This is a genomic window from Mucilaginibacter sp. NFX135, assembly GCF_048565145.1.
Lineage (GTDB): Bacteria > Bacteroidota > Bacteroidia > Sphingobacteriales > Sphingobacteriaceae > Mucilaginibacter.
In genome coordinates this window covers 5,040,941-5,059,323 of sequence record NZ_CP183412.1, presented here as the reverse complement: position 1 = coordinate 5,059,323, position 18,383 = coordinate 5,040,941, and the positions used below count along the sequence as shown (strand labels likewise).

The window sequence follows — 18,383 nt, the reverse complement described above, 5'->3', positions numbered from 1 at the left end:
AGCCCGTGATTTTTTTAAAAAAGAGGTAATAATTATATTTTTCACAGAAAAAAAGTACTAAAATCCGGTGTTTTTAGTGTTAATGTCCTGTTTTTAATTCGTTTTTTAAGCCAATAAGAGCTTATCGTTATCTGATTGTTAATTCGGCAAGCGCGTTTGAGGCTATCCATTTGGCTGCTTTGTGATCTTGTTTTAAAATATTTTGAGCTGTTTGTATGGCTATTACTTTTAAAACCTCGTTCCTTTTCCCTATCTGTCTGAGTGCCCAGTTCACTGCTTTTTTTACAAAATTGCGGTTGTCCCAGGCCTCGCGTTCAATAATGGGCATTAACGCTATAAATAATTCGTTACCAACTTTTTTATTATGCACTGCGTGTTCAGCCATAAGCACAAAACCTGCCCGTTTTATAAATTCTGCTTCATGAGCGCTAAAGTCAAGAGCCTTGCTCAAGGCAAAAGGGGTGCGATCAAACAGGTTACCGCATACCTGGTCGCACAGATCCCAGGAATAGAAATCCTTTGTCCGGTTATCGATCTGTTCTTCTGTAACCTGAGCCGGATCGTCAATTAACGATGCCAGCAGACGAGCCTCGTGCAAACCCGTATCCCAAAGATCAAGTGCCAGTTGGTGATCTTTTTTGATGGTTTTGGCCAGCTTTCGCAATTCAGGCAGCCGTACACCTATAGCATTTGTATTGTCTATGCCGTAACGTTGCATACCGGCCAGGTAACCAGTGTCCGCCTTGTATTTTAAAAAATCAATGATCTCATGAACAGCCATGTATCAATCGGTTATGCTTTTGCTTTGCAGTTTACTATGAATATTCACCACTTCCACTAATGCGGCCGAACAGTAAAAAGGATGTAATTCCATAACTAAACTGCCGGCCTTTATAGCAGGATCGGTTTCGGTTAGTTTCTTAGCTTCTTCAAGGGTTTCTACATTAAAAATAAATATCCCCCGGATAGGCTGATCATCCAGAAACGGGCCTGCTACTACCAGTTTGCCTTCGGCAGCTAAGCGGGTAATATTTTTTAAATGGGCCATTTGCAACTGCATCCGTGCTGCCGAATCTTTCAGTTGAGTTGGACCTTCTTTTAAAAAGGCAAGTACATATTTTTTCATGCCATATTGGTCGGCACCCAGCTTTTTAGCCAATGCGGCATCATAAACAGGTTTGACGGTATTCTGTGCAAAACAGTTAATACCGAAAGTGGTCATTGCGAAGATGAGGATGAGCTTTTTCATTAGTATTATTTGTTTTTTAACTGTAATGAAGCTATCATGAGCTGTTTTATTCATGCTGTTTTATGAGTCTTAGCTCATGATGGTTTCATTTATATATGAATTTAGGTTCTATCAAATATAAAAAATCACAAGGCAAAAAAGCCGGGCAATTTGCCCGGCTCAAATTAAAACATCGCTAATAGTTAATAGAATATTTTAGATAGAATCTTGCCTTTAATTAAAGGTTCCCTCTTATCTCTTGTTCACGCTCAATAGCCTCAAATAAGGCCTTAAAATTACCAGCACCGAATGATTTGGCGCCTTTACGCTGTATGATCTCAAAAAACAAGGTAGGCCTGTCTTCAATTGGTTTTGTGAATATCTGCAGCAGATAACCTTCGTCGTCACGGTCAACCAGGATACCCAGTTTTTTTAATGGCTCCAGATCTTCGTCAATATGGCCCACACGGTCTGTTAACTCATCATAGTAGGTAGTAGGTACGGTCAGGAATTCTACACCACGGCTCTGCAGATCGGTTACGGTAGACACTATATTGTCGGTAGCCAGGGCAAGATGTTGAACGCCCTCGTCCTCATAAAATTCCAGGTATTCTTCAATCTGCGATTTCTTTTTACCCTCGGCAGGCTCATTGATCGGGAACTTTACATAGCCGTTGCCATTGCTCATTACCTTGCTCATGAGTGCAGAATATTCTGTGCTGATCATTTTATCGTCGAAGGTTAAAATGTTCCGGAAGCCCATAACATCTTCATAAAAATTAACCCAGTCGTTCATTTTATGCCAGCCAACGTTGCCAACGCAATGATCAATATATAGAAGGCCAGCGGTAGGTGGGTTATAGTTGTTCTCCAATTTTTGATAGCCAGGTAAAAACAAACCATTATAGTTTTTACGCTCAATGAACATATGAACGGTTTCGCCATAAAGCATGATACCGCTGGTGCGTACCTCACCATGTTCATCTTTAAGGGTTTGCGGTTGTTGATAAGGCACAGCGCCCCGTTTAGTGGTTTGCTCAAAAGCATCGTAAGCATCATCAACCCAAAGGGCCAGCACTTTTACGCCATCGCCATGCTTTTTAATATGCTCGGCAATAGGGTGGCTGGAGTGTAGGGGAGTGGTTAATACTATCCTGATCTTATCTTGCTGTAATACGTACGATGCCTTATCGCGCACGCCGGTTTCGGGGCCGGAGTAGGCCAGGTTTTGGAAACCAAAAGCGGTTTTATAATAATGGGCAGCCTGTTTGGCATTACCCACATAAAACTCCACATGATCGGTACCGTTAAGGGGTAAAAAATCGGTCACCCCCTCTAAATCTCCCCCGATAGGGGAGACTTTTTTATCTATTGTTTCCATAGTTTTTTTAATTTGTGTGCTTGCTCTGTTTAGTAAGAGAACAAGGTGTTTTGGATTTAATTGAACAGCTCAGTTCCTAAATCACTCCCCTTTGGGGAGGTTAGGAGGGGTCTGCCCAGCTCTTGTAATAATTTTCGTCTTCAATTTTTATAGCGTCTTCGGTCAGCATTAGTGGACGGAAGGGGTCTATCATTACCGCCAGTTCATCTGTTGATTCCTTACCAATTGATTTTTCGACCGAACCCGGGTGAGGGCCATGTGGTATGCCACCAGGATGCAGGGTGATCTGTCCTTTTACCACACTTTTGCGGCTCATAAAATCGCCGTCTACATAATATAAAACCTCATCACTATCCACATTGCTATGGTTATAAGGTGCAGGGATCGACAGTGGATGGTAATCAAATTTGCGCGGCACGAAGGAGCATATCACAAAGTTATTGCCCTCAAAGGTTTGGTGCACAGGCGGTGGTTGATGCAGGCGACCAGTTATCGGCTCAAAATCATGTATAGATAAGGCCCATGGATAATGAAAACCATCCCAACCAATAAAATCAAAAGGGTGGGTGCCATAGATATACGGATATATTAAACCTTGTTTTTTGATCAGGATCTTAAAGTCATCCTTTTCATCATGTGTCTCCAGATTGGCAGGGCGTTTAATATCACGTTCACAATAAGGCGAATGCTCCATCAGTTGCCCGTATTGGTTACGATAACGCTTAGGAGGCCTTATCGGGCTAAAGCTTTCTACAATGAACAGCCGGTTATCGGGTGTATCAAATTCCAGCTGATAGATGGTACCACGGGGTATCACCAGGTAATCGCCATATACAAATTTGATATTGCCGAAGCCTGTTTTCAGGGTGCCAGAGCCTTCATGTATAAAAACTACCTCATCGGCCTGGCTGTTTTTGTAAAAGTAATCCGTCATGGATTTTCGTGGTGCGGCCAGTGAAATATGCAGATCGCTGTTTACCAGAACCGGCTTGCGGCTTTGCAGGTAATCATCCTCAGGTTTTATATTAAAACCGACCAGGCTGGTATGTTTCAGGTGTTTTTCGCGCGCTATTTTGGGCTCAACACTGTATGGCTCGCCCAGGGTTTTTACAATAGTAGGCGGATAGGCATGATATACCAGGGAATAAAGGCTCGAAAAACCTTCGGTTGATACCAGCTCTTCGGCGTATAACGAACCATCGGGTTTGCGGAACTGTGTATGCCGCTTATGCGGGATAGCTCCTAATGTATGATATAAAGGCATGATGTTTTAATTGGCTTTCGTTTGAATATTGAATGTTTTAATGTTGTAAGGTTGAAATGTTTTTAACTTACATCATATCAGTGCAATTCCAGTACAAAACGGTTCTGTAAGCTAAATAGTTTTAAAAGTTTAATTAGTTGAAAGTTCATTGACATTCCAACTTTAAAACATTTTAACCTTACAACAAAGAGAAGAAATTAGTATTGAGCCAGTACTATTTTAGCAAGCATAGCATCCCTGAACGATGATGCATCGCTCATGCTGGTGAGGCCCAGTGAAAACAGAAAATGTTTTTGTACGCTTAACATGGTCAGTACGAAATTAGAAGTAATATTTTTAATATGCAAGCATAGTTTTAGTGAATGGTTGATTAAGTTGATTAGGTGGTGGTTGAACGAGTTAAAAAAAACCATTATCTAACAGAATCACTTATAAATCACTCACCCAATCAACTAAAATTGTTTAGTTTTGGCTCAACCAATTCCGCCATTTATGAAATTAGTATCCTATAAAACCGAAGACCGTGAGCATTTAGGGATTTTTGTAAACAAGCATATTTATAACCTGAACTCCTGCGATAAGCTGATCCCCGACAATATGAATGAGTTTTTGTGGGGAGGCGATGAGCTGATGGATCATGCCCGCCGCGTTCATGAGGCCATCAGTTCGGGAAAAATGGAGGCTAAGGAGGAATTGTTTTTTGAGCTGATAGCTCCTGTGCCTCATCCAACATCATGCCGCGATGGTTATGCCTTCAGGCAGCATGTAGCCGCCGCCCGCCGCAACCGCAAGGTGGATATGATACCCGAATTTGACCAATATCCCATATTTTATTTCACTAACCATAACGCCATACAGGGCCCCGGCGAAATTGAGTGCATGTCCGACCATTTTAACAAGCTCGATTTTGAGCTGGAAGTAGCTGTTGTACTTAACAAAAAGGGCCGTAACATTAAAGCTGCCGATGCGGATAGCTTTATTGCCGGATACATGATCATGAATGATATGAGCGCCCGCACCCTGCAAATGGAAGAGATGCTGCTCAATCTTGGTCCGGCCAAAGGCAAAGATTTTTCAACTGTGATCGGCCCCTGGTTGGTAACCCCTGATGAATTGGAGCCCTACAAAACTGCACCTAAACCCGGACATACCGGCAATAATTACAACCTGCAAATGACCTGCGCAGTGAACGGCAAACAAGTATCGGCCGGTAATATGGCTGATATGGACTGGACCTTTGCCGAGATCATTGAACGTTGCGCCTATGGCTGCGATGTGTTACCCGGCGATGTAATAGGTTCAGGTACAGTGGGTACAGGCTGTTTTCTGGAACTGAACGGAACCGGTCTGCTCAATGATGCCAATTATAAACCCCAATGGCTGCAAGCCGGCGATCTGGTAGAAATGGAGATCACTGGCCTGGGCATGTTAGGCAATATCATTAAAAAGGCCGACAGCAATTTTTCGATATTGGCATTGAAGAAATAAGTTTAAATACCGATGCTATCACTAAAAGTAAGCGAGCTTTCTATTTTTCAACTGCAAAACTATCTCAACCACGCCATAGCGCCGCGTCCGATTTGCCTGGCCAGCACGGTAGATAAGGATGGTAACGTTAACCTGAGCCCTTTCAGTTTTTTTAACGTATTCAGCACCAATCCGCCGGTTTGCGTGTTTTCCCCATCGCGCAGTGTGCGGGATAATATCACCAAACATACGCTGCAAAATATTTTAGAGATACCGGAATGTGTGATCAATATTGTTGATTATGATATGGTACAGCAGGTTTCCCTCTCAAGTGTGATGTATCCTAAGGGAGTAAATGAATTTATCAAATCGGGTTTAACCCCTGTAACATCTGAAGTAGTTAAACCACCCCGCGTTGCTGAAGCGCCCGTACAGTTAGAATGTGTGGTGAACCAGGTGATTTCCCTTGGTGATACCCCTGGCGCAGGTAACCTGGTACTGGCCGAGATCAAGATCATCCACATCAAAGACCATGTTTTAGACAGCGAGGGTAAAATTGACCAGGCCAAAATGGACCTGGTAGCCCGCCTTGGTGGCGACTGGTATTGCCGCATAACCCAGGACAACCTGTTTAAGGTAGCCAAGCCCAATGCCAAAATAGGCATAGGCGTTGATAGCCTGCCGCATGCTATACGCAACTCCAGGGTGCTTACAGGTAACAACCTGGGGCAATTAGGTAATCTGGAAGCTCTGCCTCCTGATGACGCTATTGAGTTATATAAGCAGGATCCCGCTATAAAAGAACTGTTAGATGCCACTATAGGCGATAACCAGACCCGCGAACTGCAACTACACCTGAAAGCCAAACAACTCCTGGATGAGGATAGGGTAGAAGAAGCCCTAATGGTGCTGCTCATGGAGTAAAAAGAGTCAAGATATTAGAATCAAGAATCAAGACAAGAACAAAACTTTGAAGTTTCTCTTAATTCTTGACTCTTATTTCTTGATTCCATCCTCAAAACGCATAATCCTTCCCCTTTATATGATAATCAGCAGGGATGTGATTTTTTTCAAACAGATCGTAACCGGGTTTCAGGGTTTTCCAGAATGGCATATAGGGCTGCTGAGCGAAAATATCCATATAGTTTTTATTCATCCGGAAAGGGTATATATCCAGGTTGATCTTTTGCTGGCCTCCTTCAAAAGCCCTGTAAATCAGCGTATAAATTTCCTCAATCCGCGGGTCGGTCATGGCATAGCAGCCGATGGAGGCGCAATGCCCATGGATCATCACCGCGTTGCCGGTATAGCCTTTTAGTTGTTCCAACTTATTGGGATAGCCTATATTGATGGCCAGGTGATAGTTGCTCACCGGGTTAAGTTGCTTTGGTTCAATGGTATAAAACCCTTCGGGACTCTTGCCATCGCCCGAACGGGTTTTGGTGCCTACCCCACCCGAATAATAGCAGATATCATAGGTTTTGAACAAGGAATATTTCGTGCCTGTTTTTAGCCATACTTCCAGCGCGTCCTGGTATTTGAATATGCGCAGGTAAATTGCAGAACCCGCCTTGAAGCCTTTGTTTTTCAACTCCTTTTGCAACCGGGGGCACACTATGGTGCGCACATCACTGGCGCGTTTGCTGTCGGGGAGCTCTGTTTTGGGGCTTGTTATTACCAGGAAGGATAACAACAGCAATTGTAATAATTTAGGCATCGGGTTTAATCGGTTTTGACAAAAGTAAATATAACTATATTTATAGTTACATGGAGCTGTTCGGGAAATAATGTTGCCCGGATATAAAATTTCCTGCCGCTGAAAACTTTTTAAACCTTAAATTTTAACACTTTTCGGTCCGGAAACGGCATTAAACGGATCGAAAACCATTCGAAAAAATCTCATTTTAACACTTTTTAACAAATTTTAACGTGATTTTGATGTGTTTTTAAAACTTTAAAAAGTATTGATCGCATGCTATACCGGGTCTTCTTGCGTTCTTCGCGATTGCTTCGTCGTACCTCACAATTGACGCGTGTGAGTTTTACTCCATGGGGAGGGAATTGGAATTTGTGCCACAAAAAAAGACGCATGTAATGCGTCTACAAAAATCTTGTCAATCCTATAAAATCCTTCAATCCTGTTTTATATACCCAGCACTTGTTTCAACTTTACGTAGCCGGTTTTGCTTACGGGTATTTTGGCGCCCGATTTGAGTATTGCCAAGTGGGCGTCTTTTTCGTATGGATCGATACGGGTGATTTGTTGTATGGCGATGATGTAGGAGCGGTGTACGCGCACAAACTGGCGGGCATCCAGCGTTTTTTCAAAAAAGTTCATCGTTTTGTTTTTCAGGTACGATCCCTCTTTGGTAAACACGCTTACATAATCGTCATCGGCTTGCAGGTATTCCACATCGGCCACCGGGATTATCTTTACCTTGGTGCCTGTTTTTACCACAATACGCTCATTTTGTGCAGGCGACTGTGAAGCAGCGGTTTCCAGTAGCTCTTCGGTTTGCTTGGGCACTTGTTTTTCGGGCGCCGTGGCCAGGAATTTTTCGACGGCCTTGTTAAAACGGTCTTTATTAAAGGGTTTCAACAGGTAATCTACCGCGTGTGCCTCAAAAGCTTTTATGGCATACTCGTCAAAAGCGGTAGTGAATATCACGGCCGGTTGCTGCTCCACCAGCTCCAGCATTTCAAAGCCATTTATTTTAGGCATCTGCACATCCAGAAAGATCAGATCGGGCTGGTACTGCTGTATGGCTTTTAATCCTTCAAAGCCATCGCCGCACTCCTGGAGCAATTCAATTTCACTAAAATTTTGCAGATATTCCTTTACAACCATTCGTGCTAAAGGTTCATCGTCAATAATTAAGGCTCGCCTCATAACTGTGGTATTTTTATAATGGTTGTAAATATATTATCATTTCCATGAGTTTCCATCAAATCGTTACGGGCAAAAAGTAAATAAAGCCGGCGCTGTACTCCACGCAAGCCAAAACCGGTACCTTTTTGCGGGCGCGAGGTTTGCGGGTCGTATGGGTTTTGCACCATCAGCACCAGGTAATTATCTTCAATTTCGCCACGGATGCTCACGGTTACTTCGCCTGTGGTATCATATAATCCAAATTTTATGGCATTCTCTACCAGGGGTTGTAACAACATGGAGGGCATTACGGCGGTGCCGCATTTATCGTCGCAGCTTATTTCGGTTTGCAGGCGATGGCCAAAACGTACTTTTTCAATATCCAGGTACAGGTTCAGGTGCGCCAATTCTTCGCTCAGCGGTACCTGCTGCTGATCGTCTTTTTTGAGCGTACCTCGTAAAAAGTCAGACAGTTGGTGTATCATCCGGCGGGCCTCATCGGGTTTAAAACCAATAAGCGCGTTAATGGAGTTTAAACTGTTGAACAAAAAGTGGGGCTGCAATTGCTGGCGCAGATTATACAATTCGGCATCGCGGGCCAGTTGTTCGGCCTCGGTTTTGCGTTTCATGGTTTCTTTCTGGTCGAGCTGCGAATACCAGAGTAAGCTGATCATGGCCATCCAGCCAATAGCCAGGAAATTGGTAAAAAAGCGAATGGTTAAGGATTGCTGTACAAAATTAACAAACACCTTATCGGTGTTAATGAGGGGCAGCAGGTAACGGCAGCCCAGGGTACAAATACCGGCCAGCGCCACACACCAGATAAACAGATTAATATAACTGCCCTTACCGGGTTGATAGTAACGTAAATTGTTGTTGATGAGCCAGCAGGCGCCAGAAAGCAGTATGGCGCTCAGGAATCCATCTGTTGAGGCTGTGAACCACGAAAAACCAAAAGTATGCACAATATAAGTTTGAAGGCCGCCCCAAACCAGACCGCAAACGATAAATGCGCCGTATAATTTTGAAGCTGATATAGAAGGTAGTGCCAAAACTTATTTATTTTTTAGTATCAAGTAGTTAGTATCAAGTATCAAGACCGAATTAAAACTTTGACAACAAAGTCGTGTTTTACGTTTAGTATCAGGTTTTTAGTATCAAAGCTCCGGTTCTGTCGTGATACTTGATACTAATTACTTGATACCACCTAAGTTAGTTTCTCACTCCCAATAATGCCGATTTGTGATGCGCCCAGGCAATGTACAGGTCGGCATCGGGTGTTTCATGTATGTTATAGTACAGTTCGGCGCCATCGGTAAGTTCACCTATCTGGTTTAATTCGGCCACATCAATAAACTGCCATTTAACGGTTTGTTTTTCGATGTTTTTAAAGCTATCCTGATTGGCATGCCCAATTTTATTTGCTTTTTCAAAGGCGCTCAATTCATTATCGGCATTGATAAGGCGTAACTGCTCATCAAACTGTGCCTGGTGATCACCATCACCGCTGATCACCCTGAAAACTAATTTTGCTACGTACCAGTTCATTCGAAAACAATTATTGAATTATTGAGTTATTGAATTATTGATTATTATTTTAAATGGTATCAAGTAGTTAGTATCAAGATCGAATTAAAACTTTGATGATAAAGTCGTGATACTTGATACTAAAGTGTTAATAGCTGCGTATATCAACCCCGGCAAAAATGGAGGTTCCTTTAAGTACAAGTATCTTATCGTTATTAGGCGACGCGGTGCTGCGGATGCGTTTATCATCAACCCCGGCAAAAACTGCGGCCAGATCTGACACCACCTGCCAGTTGGATGGTACAATGATCTTAGTACCGCCAAATACCTGGGTAATATCAATATAAACCCTGCCGCTAATGTCGGCCTGGGTAAAGTCAAGCTCGGCACCGCCAAAAATGTTCACTATTTCGCCGCCTTTAAAGTTTTTGGATAGTATGGTTTTGTTAACCCCGCCAAAAATAGAAACAGCATCCAGGTAGTCGTCACCGTTATGGTAGCCAAATGGAGGTGTATTAGGATCCTTGGGTGGTACATCATCGCCATCTTTTATCGCGTAATCGGTTTCCGGGTCGTTTTTACCAAAATCAAAATTGGCTGCTTGTTTACTCCATTTACCTTCTTGCTTAACCCACTTGCCATCCTTGATGTTCCGTTCCCACTCATTATGTCTGCCGCGTCTTAAAATAAGCCATATACCAAATGCAATAATGGCTATGGGCCATACCACACGACTGGCATCGTTAATATTATCGTTTAATAAAAAGATGATTCCTAAAATGATCATGATGCTCCAGGAGGCTTTCCTGAAATTATGTTTAGCGCCAAAATAAAGACCTATCGCTATGAGCCCCATGGGCCAGCTAAATATCCAATCGGGAATTAAAAACTCGGCAAATTGCCTTAGGAGCAGCACTCCTCCTACGGCAAGTAGTATAACCCCAGCCATCGCTTTTCCTTTATTGGGGTTGGTTGTATGTTCTATATCGTTGTTCATTTGTGTGCAAATTAAATCATATCCAAAACTAAGGTAACATTATACATGTGCCAAACAAAAACTGGCGATATATTTAAAGAAATCGGTAGAGGGGTAGGTTTTGTCGGTGAAAAAGTTTGAGGACATTGTTATTCGGTATGGTATCAAGTAGCTAGTATCAAGTATCAAGACTTTGAAGGGGGAATTTGCGCTCGTTTATAATCACCGGTATCGGGAAGAAATAAAATAAAGGCTGAATGAAAGGTTAGGCTAAAGCCAATAATTGATACTTCGTTTCCGTTGGTTTTAACCAACGGAAACGAAAGATAAAACCAATTGTTTTTTATTCATTGCCGTCCCATTTATGGGGCGGATAATAGCAGTATTTACTGGCTTTAGCCCCAAAAACAATCTTTCTTAAACCGGTGATTACAAACAGGTACAAGTAAAGGTGTCGTGATACTTGATACTAGCTACTTGATACTAAAAAACATCCACAACAAAAGGGAGCCCGCAAACCGGTACTCCCTCCTGAATTGAAACAAAACTATTAACTATGAAAAATTAGACTTCCGGTTCGGTTGTTTTATCGAAATGAAAAGTATCCTTAGGCTTTTCAAAATAAAATTCCTCTTTGTGTTTACGGGGCTTAAACGCTACCCAGGCGCCAAAACCCATAATGGCTATCGGCCAAACAATGCGGTCGGCATCGGTTATGTTCTCATCGAGCAGGAAAGCCACACCCAGCATGGTGATTAGGATCCAGGATGCTTTGCGGAAATTGTATTTGGCACCCATATATACGCCCCAGGCCACTACCCACATCGGCCAGCTAAACAGCCAGTCGGGGAAAAGGAAAAGGTCAAATTCTCTGATCAATAGTATACCACCAATGATCAGTAAAATTACCCCTGCAGCAGTTTTGCTATTATTGGGGGTAATGGTAGTTTCTATATTGTTGTTCATCGCTTTAAGTATTAATATTATACCTTAAAGGTACAGCGGTATACAAAGCGGGGCAAGGAGATATAGGTGGACAGCCTGTGAGAAATCGGTAAAAGTATGGGTTTATCCGGTGAATGAAGATGGGGGTAGAGAGGCAAGAGTCAAGAAAGGAGAAGCAAGATATAAGAATCAAGAATAAGGAAAAAAGACTGTGTTATTGGGATGACAAAACAGTGGGATATAGATACAGGAAATAAACAAACATGTCATTGGAGGAGGAACGACGAAGCAATCTCGTAACTGTTCTTACCGATAAGAACGCGAGGAGATTGCCACGCTGCGCTCGCAATGACATGGTTAGGGATTCTGGCAGGAGAAGGCCTTAAACCTCCGGTTCCTGCTGGCTCAGGCAGTGGAAACTGCCCAGGCCCCAGATAATATCGGTTGAATCGATACCGATCACTTCGTGATCAGGGAAGCACTGTTGTAAAATATCGCAGGCCTTATCATCATTTATCGATCTGTACGTAGGTACGATAACCGCTGAGTTGGCAATATAAAAATTAGCGTATGATGCAGGCAGGCGAGTATCCTCGTATATCACAGCCTCGGGCATAGGCAGCTCTACAATGTTAAGCTGTTTGCCGTTAAGCAGGCGCATGGTTTTTAAGGTTTCGAGGTTTTCCTGCAGCAGGTGATAGTTCTCGTCGTTCTTATCTTCCTCAACCACGGTAACTACGGTGTCCTCGTTCACAAAGCGGGTAATATCATCAATATGACCGTCGGTATCGTCGCCAACAATGCCATCGCCCAGCCATAGTATCTGCTCGGCACCGTAATAATTGCGCAGATAGGTTTCTATCTGATCCTGACTGAGCAGGGGGTTACGGTTTTTGTTGAGAAGGCAGGCGGTAGTAGTGAGGATAGTGCCTTTACCGTTAAAATCAACCGAGCCGCCTTCCATCACAATACCAGGATTAAATACCGGCAAATCAAAATGCTGACCGATCTTGGTCGGTATCACATCGTCCAGGTCAAATGGCGGATATTTACCACCCCAGGCATTGTAACCCCAGTCGATAATGGCTTTTTGTTTGGTTTCGGGATTGATAACAAATGCTGGTCCATGGTCGCGGCACCAGGCATCGTTAGTGCCAAAAGCAAAAAGCTCCACCCGATTCATGTCGACACCGGCATGCTGCAATTGAAAGATCACAGCGGCTTTCATTACCTCGTCAACCACGTTGATGCGCACCAGCTCATTGCGGGTTAATATTTTGATAAACTCGATGTACGAAGGATAAATAGTATCCAGCTTACCCGGCCACGAAGCTTCCTTATGCGGCCAGCTTAACCAGGTGGCAGAGTGCCTGTCCCATTCGGCAGGAAAATGAAATCCCTGCGAGGCAGGTGTTTGTATGGTGGAGATGTTTTGGCTCATATTGGTTAAAAGCAAAATATATATCACACGTCATTGCGAGGTACGAAGCAATCTCTATGCTATACAGAGCGGCTCTGCAAATCGGGGATTGCTTCGTGCCTCGCAATGACGCGCGGAGGGTTAATCCTCGTCTAATAAACGTTTAGTGATAGGCTGATAGCTGTCAATTCTACGATCACGCAGGAACGGCCAGTGGCTTCTGTAATAATCAGATTTATCCAGATCAAGCTCCTGCACCACTACTTCTTCCTGATCGTGCGAGGTTTGGTGGATGATGGCGCCAAACGGATTGGCAAAGAATGAGCCGCCCCAGAATTTTACGCCGGCTTCTTCGCCCACACGGTTTACGCTTACCACATGTATACCATTGGCAACCGCGTGCGAGCGTTGTATGGTTTGCCAGGCATTGTATTGCTCCACATTGGTAGCCTCATCCTGGGTTGTGGCCCAGCCAATAGCGGTTGGGTAAAATAGGATATCGGCACCCATTAAAGCGGTAATGCGGGCAGCTTCGGGGTACCATTGGTCCCAGCAAATGAGCACACCCAGTTTGCCATATTTAGTTTTGAATACTTTGTAACCCAGATCGCCGGGGGTAAAGTAAAATTTTTCGTAAAAACCCGGATCGTCAGGGATGTGCATTTTACGGTACTTGCCTAAGTAGCTGCCATCGGCATCCAGCACAGCGGTAGTATTGTGATAAACACCCTGCGCGCGTTTCTCAAACAGCGAAGCAATGATCACCACATTTAGCTCGGCGGCTACTTTTTGCAGTTCGTCGGTTGATGGTCCAGGGATGCTTTCGGCAAGTTTAAAGTTGTCGTAATCCTCCACATCGCAAAAATAAAGCGAGGTGAAAAGTTCCTGTAAACAAACTATTTGCGCGCCTTTTACAGCGGCTTCCCTTACTTTAACAATAGCCTTTTGCAGGTTCTGCTGTTTATCAGCAGTGCAGCTCATCTGTACCAGGCCAACTTTTACTTTACTCATACTCCTAAAATTTGCGCAAAAATAACAATTGCTGTTTAAAGTATCGAGTATCCAGTATTAAGTATTGTGACTTAAATGTAAAATAGGGAGTGGTGATTTATGAGTAGTGAGTGGTTGCCAAGTTTACTATACAGTAGTAAATGTCTTAATACTCCCCATTCACTACTCACAAATCACCACTCACTACTTGATACTGTAATAAAATAATTAGCTTTGCAGCCAATGACAGAAGACGAAATACCAGCGCCAAAAACATTTAAACAGCAACTGTGGAATGTTACTAAAACTGTATTAAAAATAGCTGTTACCACAGCGCTGCTCATCTGGGTTTTTAGCAAGGTACCTATCCAACTGGTAAAATACCGTTTGCTGCACGCCAATTACTGGTGGATGGGCGCTGCGGTCGTTTGTTATTTCTGTTCGATGGTGGTGTCGTCATGGCGCCTATTAAGCTTCTTCCGGTCGATAGGCTTAAAACTGAACCCTAAATATAATCTGCGTCTTTATTTCCTGGGCTTGTTTTACAACGTATTGCTGCCAGGCGGTATCGGCGGTGATGGTTACAAGATCTTCATTTTGAACAAAGCACATAAAGTTCCCGGTAAAAAATTGTTCTGGGCCATTATGTTCGATAGGCTTAGCGGGCTGTGGGCCATCGGCCTGATCACCGTGGCCCTGATATTTATGATCCCGCAGATCGATATCCATAAAGCGCTCCCGGTAAGTATATTCCTGGGTGGCTCGGCGGTTTATTATTTTGTTGCCTACATGTTTTTCAGGGAGTACACCAAGTACTTTTTCGAGGCGCATCTAAAGGCCCTGGTATTGCAGGGTTTTCAGCTGCTGGCTATTATCTGTGTCATGTTCGGACAGGATTTTACCGGGAAGTTTTCGCCATACCTGTTGTCGTTCCTGATCTCCGCGCTCGCATCTATTATACCCATTACCGCTGGCGGGGCGGGTGCGCGTGAGGCTATATTTACCAAACTATCCGATTATTTCCCGATGGATAAAGGGCTCTCGGTTTTTCTTCCCTCGTCATTTTATTTGATCTCTCTTTTGGTGGCCCTGTTTGGATTGTATTATGTGATCCGTCCGAGCCGGTTAGATAAAGGCCTGAAAAAATATGACGAAGAGGTGGCAGAAACAGCTATGGATCCCGGTGGTGAGTAGCGAAAATAAAGTGTGTGAGTACACCTAATTTTCTAAATTTGCGTTTCCTATAATAAACCACTACAACGTAAATGAGCCATTTTAATGATTTTAACAATCCGCAGGTTGCGGCCTTGCCCGGTCATTTAAAACAATTTATAGTCGACCAGCACTACGAACATTATACACCTATTGACCATGCCGTTTGGCGCTATGTAATGCGCCAGAATTACAGCTATCTGAAAGATGTTGCCTACTACCCATACATACCCGGCCTAACCAAGGCGGGGCTTACCATTGAACGCATCCCCGATTTGCAGGAAATGAACGATGCACTGGCCAAAATAGGCTGGGGCGCCGTTACAGTGGATGGCTTTATACCTCCTGCTGCTTTTATGGAGTACCAGGCTTACAGGGTATTGGTTATCGCAGCGGATATACGTCAATTGCGCCATATTGAGTATACACCTGCTCCGGACATTATCCATGAGTCGGCCGGGCACGCGCCTATTATTGCTGATAAGGATTATCATGAATACCTGAGTTATTTTGGTTCGATAGGGGTCAAGGCTATGTTTTCGGCGCAGGATTTTGAGCTGTATGAAGCTATTCGCGCACTATCTATATTAAAGGAAATGCCCGATGCGGATGATGCAGAGATCAGGCAAGCCGAAGAGCAGGTAGCCTATCGCCAGGAAAATATGGGAGAGCCCTCTGAAATGGCCCTGCTGAGCCGCCTGCACTGGTGGACGGTAGAGTACGGCCTGATCGGTACGCTGGAGAACCCAAAGATCTATGGCGCGGGCCTGCTATCGTCCATCGGCGAAAGCTCCAGCTGTATGAAACCCGAGGTTGAAAAACTATGGTATACCATTGATGCCCTGAATTATAGTTATGATATAACCAAACCACAGCCGCAGCTGTTTGTAACTCCAACCTTCCAGAACCTGATAGATGTATTGGAAAAATTTGCCAATACCATGTCATTCAGAAAGGGTGGAGCGTATGGCCTGACCAAAGCTTTTGAAAGCAAAAACACCTGTACCGCGGTTTACAGTTCGGGTTTACAAGTATCAGGCACTATTACCGAATTTAAGGTTGATACAAATGATAACCCTTACTTTATTAAAACTACCGGCCCAACAGCTTTAGCAGTGAACGATAAGCAGCTTCCGGGGCACGGTAAAAATTATCATAAGGATGGTTTCAGCTCGCCGGTAGGGAAACTGAAAAATATCCATACACCGCTGGAGGACCTGACTGAAGAAGGGCTTGATAACATAGGTATTACCAAGGGTAAAACGGCAGAACTTGAATTTGAAAGCGGCATAAAAGTTAAAGGAACAGTAAAAACTATATTAGCGTTCCTCGGCAAAACACAGTTGATCACTTTTACCGACTGCACGGTTACCGATAAAAAAGGGCATGTATTGTTTGACCCATCATGGGGCGTGTACGATATGGCTGTGGGCGAAAAGATAGTTTCGGTATTTTGCGGTGCAGCCGATAAAGCGGCTTTTGAAGAAATCGTTTACAAATCGCAAACTGCTACCCATCATGCAGAATATGATCTGCGCACCCGGGAACTCCATAAACTTTACCAGCAGGTACGCAACCGCCGGCAAAATGGCGGCGACTTTGGATTTTTAGGTAATGTATGGTTCAAACTGCAAAAAAACCATCACGACGATTGGCTTTGTGCCCTCGAAATTCTGGAATTGCTGGAACATGAAGATGTTGAACCGGCACTGAGAACCGAGATCAGACGGTTTCTGGAACGTAAAGCCAATGATCAGCCCGAACTAAAAAAACTCATCAGCGATGGTTTTTATCTGATTGATCACCCCGTTGAACAAAAATTGGTATTTTAGGCGTCACGATAAATGCGATAATAAAACGCGTCATTGCGAGGAACGAAGCAATCTCTATGCTATACAGAGCGAAGCGTTAAGTGCAAACTTATCTAAAAGATCTGCCTGTGTAGCATAGAGATTGCTTCGTTCCTCGCAATGACGTCTGGAAAATAAACTTTAATTCTAAAATTCCCCCTTTAGGGGGTTAGGGGGCTTATGAATATTATTATAACAGGCGCCAGCAGCGGTGTTGGATTTGAAGCAGTAATTGAATTGATACTTTCGGGTAACAATAAGGTAATTGCATTGGCCCGCTCGCAGGACAAACTGGAGCGCCTGCTGGAAATTGCCCATGGTCTTAATCCTGATTGCCAATTGTTTGCTCTTAATTTTGATATCGTACATGATGATTATGAAGGCTTGCAGCAATTTATAGCCTCCAATTTAGATAACCGGGTTGATGTACTGATCAACAACGCCGGTATGCTCATCAATAAGCCATTTACGCAATTGCTTGAAACCGATTTTGTAGAAATGCTGCAAAGCAACTTTATTGGTCATGTACGCATGATACAGGCGCTGTTACCGCTGATGCCCGCCGGCTCACACATACTGAATGTGGGTAGCATGGGTGGTTTCCAGGGAAGCGCCAAGTTTCCGGGATTAACTGCGTACTCGGCCAGTAAGGCTGCCCTGCACACGCTTACCGAATGCCTGGCCCAGGAGTTGATAGAGCAGGACATCAAAGTAAATTGTCTGGCCTTAGGTTCGGCGCAAACAGAAATGCTGGAGAAAGCTTTTCCCGGTTATCAATCGCCGGTAATGGCTTTTGAAATGGGTAAATATGTAGCTGATTTCGCGCTTACGGGGCATAAGTTTTTTAACGGCAAAGTCTTGCCTGTTGCTGTGACTACTCCATAAATATTCTCCCCGTCATTGCGAGGTACGAAAAGCACACGACACGTCATTGCGAGCGTAGCGTGGCAATCCCTACTATACAGAGCGTAGATGTGTATGGCGCATACCCGCTCTTGGCTGCGGGAGGGCCAGTTACTTTGTAGCCACAAAGTAACCAAAAGGCTTGTCACCAGAAATGCTTCTTTGCGCTTAGGAGCCTTTACCCTGCAAAGCGGGCAGAACCACGGGCTGCTAAATTTGCCGCTACTTCGTTCGCTCATTACCCTCCGCTTCAGGCAAAATTCGCTAATGCCCCTTCAACCACACAGTCCAACATATTCTCCCAGCTTTCACCCGAAGCTGTTCTGCTGACGGGGGAGAAAGGAAAAAAGG

General features: G+C 43.9%; 17 protein-coding genes. 5 read left to right on the top strand and 12 right to left on the bottom strand.

The features are described 5' to 3' along the window. Positions 1 to 127 precede the first annotated feature (127 nt). From ACNURT_RS21145 to ACNURT_RS21130, 4 genes are all read right to left on the bottom strand, one after another. The gene (locus ACNURT_RS21145; protein ID WP_419699421.1) at positions 128 to 781 is read right to left on the bottom strand and encodes a DNA alkylation repair protein; all 654 of its coding nucleotides are present in this window, start codon (positions 779 to 781) and stop codon (positions 128 to 130) included. 3 nt (positions 782 to 784) lie between these two features. Beyond that, complete coding sequence (locus tag ACNURT_RS21140; RefSeq protein WP_419699420.1) at positions 785 to 1,249, bottom strand: YciI family protein; 465 nt, start codon at positions 1,247 to 1,249, stop codon at positions 785 to 787. Positions 1,250 to 1,466: 217 nt separating this feature from the next. Continuing rightward, positions 1,467 to 2,609, bottom strand: a complete 1,143-nt coding sequence (gene hppD / locus ACNURT_RS21135) for a 4-hydroxyphenylpyruvate dioxygenase (RefSeq protein WP_419699419.1) — start codon at positions 2,607 to 2,609, stop codon at positions 1,467 to 1,469. A gap of 100 nt (positions 2,610 to 2,709) precedes the next feature. Then, on the bottom strand, positions 2,710 to 3,873 hold the full coding sequence (locus ACNURT_RS21130; RefSeq protein WP_419699418.1) for a homogentisate 1,2-dioxygenase: 1,164 nt from the start codon (positions 3,871 to 3,873) through the stop codon (positions 2,710 to 2,712). 492 nt (positions 3,874 to 4,365) lie between these two features. Here ACNURT_RS21130 and ACNURT_RS21125 point away from each other — a divergent pair, with 492 nt between their 5' ends. Both ACNURT_RS21125 and ACNURT_RS21120 read left to right on the top strand, forming a co-directional pair. Further along, the gene (locus tag ACNURT_RS21125) at positions 4,366 to 5,361 is read left to right on the top strand and encodes a fumarylacetoacetate hydrolase family protein (RefSeq protein WP_419699417.1); all 996 of its coding nucleotides are present in this window, start codon (positions 4,366 to 4,368) and stop codon (positions 5,359 to 5,361) included. A gap of 12 nt (positions 5,362 to 5,373) precedes the next feature. Beyond that, positions 5,374 to 6,264 carry a flavin reductase family protein gene (locus tag ACNURT_RS21120; RefSeq protein ID WP_419699416.1) on the top strand — a complete coding sequence of 297 codons (891 nt, stop codon included), beginning with the start codon at positions 5,374 to 5,376 and terminating at the stop codon, positions 6,262 to 6,264. A 91-nt stretch (positions 6,265 to 6,355) separates the two neighbouring features. On the opposite strand, the gene ACNURT_RS21115 is transcribed toward ACNURT_RS21120, so the two are convergent. From ACNURT_RS21115 to ACNURT_RS21080, 8 genes are all read right to left on the bottom strand, one after another. Next, positions 6,356 to 7,057: a L,D-transpeptidase family protein gene (locus ACNURT_RS21115; protein WP_419699415.1), complete on the bottom strand. Its 702-nt coding sequence runs from the start codon at positions 7,055 to 7,057 to the stop codon at positions 6,356 to 6,358. A 426-nt stretch (positions 7,058 to 7,483) separates the two neighbouring features. Then, positions 7,484 to 8,230, bottom strand: a complete 747-nt coding sequence (locus ACNURT_RS21110) for a LytR/AlgR family response regulator transcription factor (protein ID WP_370996125.1) — start codon at positions 8,228 to 8,230, stop codon at positions 7,484 to 7,486. Beyond that, positions 8,227 to 9,261, bottom strand: coding sequence for a sensor histidine kinase (locus tag ACNURT_RS21105; RefSeq protein WP_370996124.1), 1,035 nt, complete (start codon positions 9,259 to 9,261; stop codon positions 8,227 to 8,229). The genes ACNURT_RS21110 and ACNURT_RS21105 overlap by 4 nt, the downstream gene beginning before the upstream one ends. Before the next feature lie 160 nt (positions 9,262 to 9,421). Beyond that, positions 9,422 to 9,757: a DUF4288 domain-containing protein gene (locus ACNURT_RS21100; protein WP_370996123.1), complete on the bottom strand. Its 336-nt coding sequence runs from the start codon at positions 9,755 to 9,757 to the stop codon at positions 9,422 to 9,424. Between the two features lie 127 nt (positions 9,758 to 9,884). Next, positions 9,885 to 10,733, bottom strand: coding sequence for a LiaF transmembrane domain-containing protein (locus ACNURT_RS21095; protein ID WP_419699414.1), 849 nt, complete (start codon positions 10,731 to 10,733; stop codon positions 9,885 to 9,887). Positions 10,734 to 11,276: 543 nt separating this feature from the next. Then, positions 11,277 to 11,678: a LiaF transmembrane domain-containing protein gene (locus tag ACNURT_RS21090; RefSeq protein ID WP_419699413.1), complete on the bottom strand. Its 402-nt coding sequence runs from the start codon at positions 11,676 to 11,678 to the stop codon at positions 11,277 to 11,279. A gap of 361 nt (positions 11,679 to 12,039) precedes the next feature. Continuing rightward, positions 12,040 to 13,098: an agmatine deiminase family protein gene (locus tag ACNURT_RS21085; RefSeq protein WP_419699412.1), complete on the bottom strand. Its 1,059-nt coding sequence runs from the start codon at positions 13,096 to 13,098 to the stop codon at positions 12,040 to 12,042. 120 nt (positions 13,099 to 13,218) lie between these two features. Beyond that, a complete protein-coding gene (locus tag ACNURT_RS21080; protein ID WP_419699411.1) occupies positions 13,219 to 14,088 on the bottom strand; it encodes a carbon-nitrogen hydrolase in 870 nt (289 codons plus the stop codon). 222 nt (positions 14,089 to 14,310) lie between these two features. Between ACNURT_RS21080 and ACNURT_RS21075 the strand changes: the two genes are divergently transcribed. The 3 genes from ACNURT_RS21075 to ACNURT_RS21065 all read left to right on the top strand — a co-directional run bounded on the left by ACNURT_RS21075 (position 14,311) and on the right by ACNURT_RS21065 (position 18,014). Next, a complete protein-coding gene (locus ACNURT_RS21075; protein WP_370995958.1) occupies positions 14,311 to 15,261 on the top strand; it encodes a lysylphosphatidylglycerol synthase transmembrane domain-containing protein in 951 nt (316 codons plus the stop codon). Between the two features lie 71 nt (positions 15,262 to 15,332). Beyond that, entirely contained in the window at positions 15,333 to 17,111 is a 1,779-nt protein-coding gene (locus tag ACNURT_RS21070) for an aromatic amino acid hydroxylase (protein ID WP_419699410.1), read from the top strand. Positions 17,112 to 17,309: 198 nt separating this feature from the next. Then, complete coding sequence (locus ACNURT_RS21065; protein ID WP_419699409.1) at positions 17,310 to 18,014, top strand: SDR family NAD(P)-dependent oxidoreductase; 705 nt, start codon at positions 17,310 to 17,312, stop codon at positions 18,012 to 18,014. The last annotated feature ends 369 nt before the right edge of the window (positions 18,015 to 18,383 follow it).